The organism is Kitasatospora sp. NPDC056783, assembly GCF_042789895.1.
In the GTDB taxonomy this organism is placed as follows: Bacteria; Actinomycetota; Actinomycetes; order Streptomycetales; family Streptomycetaceae; genus Kitasatospora.
Window position 1 is genome coordinate 2,327 of record NZ_JBHUAF010000432.1, and the last position, 4,675, is coordinate 7,001.

4 protein-coding genes are annotated in these 4,675 nt (G+C 72.0%); 3 read left to right on the forward strand and 1 reads right to left on the reverse strand.

Annotation, left to right across the window (positions count from 1 at the left end; translation table 11 throughout):
- The 3 genes from ACFRMQ_RS35970 to ACFRMQ_RS35980 all read left to right on the forward strand — a co-directional run.
- On the forward strand, positions 1 to 1,518 hold a 1,518-nt coding region (locus ACFRMQ_RS35970; protein ID WP_380735027.1), incomplete at its 5' end, for a class I adenylate-forming enzyme family protein.
- Between the two features lie 16 nt (positions 1,519 to 1,534).
- Positions 1,535 to 2,749: a 5-aminolevulinate synthase gene (hemA, locus tag ACFRMQ_RS35975; RefSeq protein ID WP_380735028.1), complete on the forward strand. Its 1,215-nt coding sequence runs from the start codon at positions 1,535 to 1,537 to the stop codon at positions 2,747 to 2,749.
- 83 nt (positions 2,750 to 2,832) lie between these two features.
- Positions 2,833 to 4,389, forward strand: coding sequence for a long-chain fatty acid--CoA ligase (locus ACFRMQ_RS35980; RefSeq protein ID WP_380735029.1), 1,557 nt, complete (start codon positions 2,833 to 2,835; stop codon positions 4,387 to 4,389).
- A 7-nt stretch (positions 4,390 to 4,396) separates the two neighbouring features.
- On the opposite strand, the gene ACFRMQ_RS35985 is transcribed toward ACFRMQ_RS35980, so the two are convergent.
- The coding region (locus tag ACFRMQ_RS35985; protein WP_380735030.1) for a response regulator transcription factor at positions 4,397 to 4,675 on the reverse strand (279 nt) is incomplete at its 5' end.

Here is a 4,675-nt window from a genome sequence, read left to right on the forward strand (position 1 = left end):
ACCGCCGATCCGGACCGCGCCGTACTGCACTGGCACGGCGGGCCCGTGTCCGCCGGCGAGTTCGCGGATTCGGTGGCGGGCGCGGTCCGGGTGCTACGCGGCCTCGGGGTCGGCCCCGGCACGATGATGGGCGTCCTGGTGGCGCCCAACAGCCCCGACATGCTCGGCGCTCGCTACGCCGCCCATCTGCTCGGCGCGGCGGTCTGCTACCTCGGCACCACCAATCCGGGCTCGTCCCAGCGGCGGTTGCCGATCGAGGGCCAGCTCGGAATCCTGCGGGACACCGGCGCCACCGTGCTCTTCACCGACGCCCAGAACTCCTCCCGCGCACAGGAGTTGGCCGAGCTGCTGACCGGCTCGCCGGTGCTCACCGGCTTCGGGCTGGACGTGGCGCAGGCCGTCCCGGTGACCCCGGTGCCGGCCGCGGAGCTCGGCGACCCGGCCGAGGCACAGACCGCGGTGGACGAGCGGGGCGTCGCGGTGGTCACGTTCACCAGCGGCAGCACCGGCCGGCCCAAAGGCATGCGGATGTCGAACCGGGCCTGGAACAGCATCGTCCGGATGAACCGGAGCTCGATGCGCGAGGCCGACCACCCCCGGATACTGGTCACCACCCCGCTGAGCCACACCGTCGGGCCGATGGCCGACGCGGCGCTGCTGTCGCACGGCGTGGTCGTGCTGCACGAGGAGTTCGAGCCCGGCGCGGTGCTGCGCGAGGTCGCGGAGCAGCGGATCACCCGGACCTTCATGGCCACCGAGCACCTGTACCGGCTGCTCGACCACCCGGACGCCCGCACCGCCGACCTGACCACGCTCCGGCTGCTGATGTACGCCGGCAGCGCCGCGGCCCCGGCCCGACTGGCCGACGCCGTCGAGACCTTCGGGACCCGCCTGTCCCAGGCCTACGGCGCCACCGAGGGCGGCCCGGTCACCAACCTCGACCCGTTCGATCACCTGGAGCCGCGGCTGCGCTCCTCGGTGGGGCGCCCGTTCCCCGGGGTCGAGGTCAAGGTCTGCGACCCGGAGACCGGCGCGGAGATCGGCATCGGCGACGCCGGCGAGGTGTGGTTCCGCTCCCCGCACGTGATGGACGGCTACTGGGGCGAGCCCGAGCTGACCGCGAAGGTGCTGATCGACGGCTGGATCCGCACCGGCGACATCGGCCGGCTCGACGAGGAGGGCTACCTCTACCTGGTCGACCGGATGGCCGACGTGGTGAAGACCAAGGGCGTGAAGGTCCACCCGGCGGTGGTCGAACGGGTGATCCTCACCCTGCCCGGTGTGGCGCACGCCGCGGTCTTCGGCGTCCGGGACACGGACAACATCGAGCACCTGCACGCCGCCGTGGTGCTGAAGCCGGGCGCGCGGACCACCGTCGAACAGATCCGCGCCCACGTGACCGAGGCGCTGTCCGCGGTGCACGCACCCGAACAGATCGCGGTGCTCGACGAGCTCCCGTTGAACTCCGCCGGCAAGCCGGACAAACCTCGGCTGCGCGCCCTGCGCACCGTCATCTAGAGAGCGAGTGACCACAATGACCGCACACCTGGACTTCTTCACCCAGGAGATGCAGGAGTTCGCCGAGCAGAGCCGGCAGTTCCTGGAGATAGGCCGGCACGCCGGCCGCTTTCCGAACGCCAGCGCGCGCGAGGGCCAGTCGGGCGCCGAGCGGGAGATCAGCGTCTGGTGCAGCAACGACTACCTCGGCATGGGCCAGAACCCCACCGTGCTGACCGCCATGAAGGAGGCCGTCGACGCGTTCGGCGCCGGCTCCGGCGGCTCCCGCAACATCGGCGGCACCAACCACTACCACGTCCTGCTGGAGCAGGAGCTGGCCGCACTGCACGGCAAGGAGGCGGCGCTGATCTTCAGCTCCGGCTACACCGCCAACGACGCCGCGCTGACGGTGCTCGCGGGCCGGATGCCGGGCACCGTGGTCTACTCGGACCAGCTGAACCACGCCTCGATCATCGACGGCCTGCGGCACGCCGGCGCCGAGAAGCGGATCTTCCGCCACAACGACGTCGCGCACCTGGAGGAGCTGCTCCAGGCCGACGGCGACCGCCCCAAGCTGGTGGTACTGGAGTCGGTGTACTCGATGTCCGGTGACATCGCGCCGCTGTCCGAGATCGCCGCCCTCGCGAAGAAGTACGGTGCCACCACCTACGTCGACGAGGTGCACGCGGTCGGCATGTACGGTCCGCGCGGTGCCGGCATCGCCGCCCGCGAGGGCATCGCCGACGAGTTCACCGTGGTGATGGGCACCCTGGCCAAGGGCTTCGGCACCTCCGGCGGCTACATCGCCGGCCCCGCCGCGATGGTGGACGCGGTGCGCAGCTTCGCCCGCGGCTTCATCTTCACCACCTCGCTGCCCCCGGCGGTCGCGGCCGCCGCGCTCGCCGCGGTGCGCCACCTCTCCGGCTCCGACCAGGAGCGCGAGCGGCTGGCCGCCAACGCCCAGTTGCTGCACCGGTTGCTGACCGCACGTCAGATCCCTTTCGTGTCACCGATGTCGCACATCGTCTCGGCCTTCGTCGGCGAGGACGCCCGCTGCCGCCGGGCCTCCGAGCTGCTGCTGGAGCGCTACGGCATCTACGTGCAGTCGATCAACGCCCCCAGCGTCAGGGAGGGCGAGGAGATCCTGCGGATCGCGCCGTCCGCCACCCACACCACCGCCGACGTGGAGAAGTTCGCCGAGGCACTGGACACCGTGTGGCAGGAGCTGGAGATCCCGCGCACCCGGGCCTGAGCCCCGCGCCGGCGGTCGGAGCGTTCGCGCTGCCGACCGCCGGCACCCTTCATTCCCGACCACCCACCATGAGCGGAGGACCGGTGACCCTTTCACTCGCAGCCGTGCTCGCCGAGTCGGCGGCACGACGCCCGGACCACCCGGCGATCGACTTCGCCGGCGAGCGCCTGACGTACCGTGAACTCTGGTTCCGTTCACGGCAGTACGCGACGGTTCTGAAGGAGCGGGGGATCGGCCCCGGCGACCGGGTGGCGCTGCTGCTGCCGAACGGCCTGGAGTTCCCCCCGGTCTACTTCGCGGTGCTCTCGCTCGGCGCGGTCGTGGTGCCGATGCACGCACTGCTCAAGGCCCGTGAGATCGAGTACGTGCTGCGCGACAGCGGCGCCAGGGCGCTGGTCTGCGCGGGCCCGCTGCTGGCCGAGGGCCGCAAGGGCGCGGAGATCGCCGACGTGCCGCTGCTCACGGTGCGGGCCGAGCAGGAGCGCGAGGCGCCGCGCCTCGACCTGCTCGCCGAGCGGGCCGAGCCGGTCCCCGCCCACCTGCCGTGCGCGCCGGACGACCTGGCGGTGATCCTGTACACCTCCGGCACCACCGGCCGGCCGAAGGGCGCGATGCTGACCCAGCTGAGCGTCACCATGAACGTCACCGTCGGGATGCTCTCCCCCTTCGACTTCCGGCCGGACGACGTGCTGTTCGGCTGCCTGCCGCTGTTCCACACCTTCGGCCAGATCTGCGGGATGCTCACCTGCTTCCGGGCCGGCGCCACGATGGTGCTGACGGACCGCTTCGAGGCCGCGAGCGCGCTGGAGCTGATGACGGAGCACGGCTGCACGGTGTTCATGGGCGTGCCGACGATGTACCTGGCACTGCTCGACGCGGCCGCCCGCACTCCCCTGCGCCCGCCGCTGGACCGGGCGTTCTCCGGCGGCTCGGCGCTGCCGGTGAAGGTGCTGGAGGAGTTCCAGGCCGTCTTCGGCTGCACCATCTACGAGGGCTACGGGCTGACCGAGACCTCGCCCGTGGTCGCCTACAACCAGCGGGCCTGGCCCTGCAAGCCGGGCACGGTGGGCCGACCGGTCTGGGGCGTCGAGGTGGAGATCGCCCGGTCCGAGCTGGAGGGCCGGATCGAGCTGCTGCCGGCCGGCACGGTCGGCGAGATCGTGGTGCGCGGCCACAACGTGATGGCCGGCTACCTGGGGCGGCCGGAGGCGACCGCCGAGGTGCTGGTGGACGGATGGTTCCGCTCGGGCGACCTCGGGGTCAAGGACGAGGACGGCTACCTGTCGATCGTCGACCGGAAGAAGGACCTGGTGCTGCGCGGCGGGTACAACGTGTACCCGAGGGAGATCGAGGAGGTGCTGGTGCACCACCCGGCCGTCGCACAGGTGGCGGTGATCGGCATCCCGGACCAGCGGCTCGGCCAGGAGGTGTGCGCGGTGGTGATCCCGCGCGCGGGGTTCGTGGCGGACGCGGCCCTGGGCGCGCGGATCGTCGCCTGGAGCAAGGAGCGGCTGGCCGCGTACAAGTACCCGCGCGTGGTGGAGTTCTCCGACGCGTTCCCGCTCGGGCCGAGCGGCAAGGTACTCAAGCGGGAGTTGGTCGAGCGGATCGGCGGCTCCTCTGCCGTGGCACCTCGCTGAGGTCCGGTCAGACCGCGATCAGCCCGTCCTCCAGCGCGCGCACCACGGCCAGCGTGCGGTTGGGGCAGTTCAGCTTGGTCAGCACGTTGCCCACGTGCCGCTTCACACCGTGCTCGGAGATCTGCAGCTCGCGCGAGACCTGCTTGTTGCTCAGCCCCTGCGCCACCAGATGCAGCACCTCCAGCTCACGGGCCGTCAGCGCGGGCCCCTCGGCTCCGGCCGGCTGAGGGCCGGGCTCCAGCGGCGGCAGTGATGCGCGCGCCCGGCGCAGGCCGGGCCCGCAGGC

Bases quoted from the DNA above. Each gene is read 5' to 3' on its own strand.
- hemA (WP_380735028.1), top strand. From the start codon at position 1,535: ATGACCGCACACCTGGACTTCTTCACCCAGGAGATGCAGGAGTTCGCC.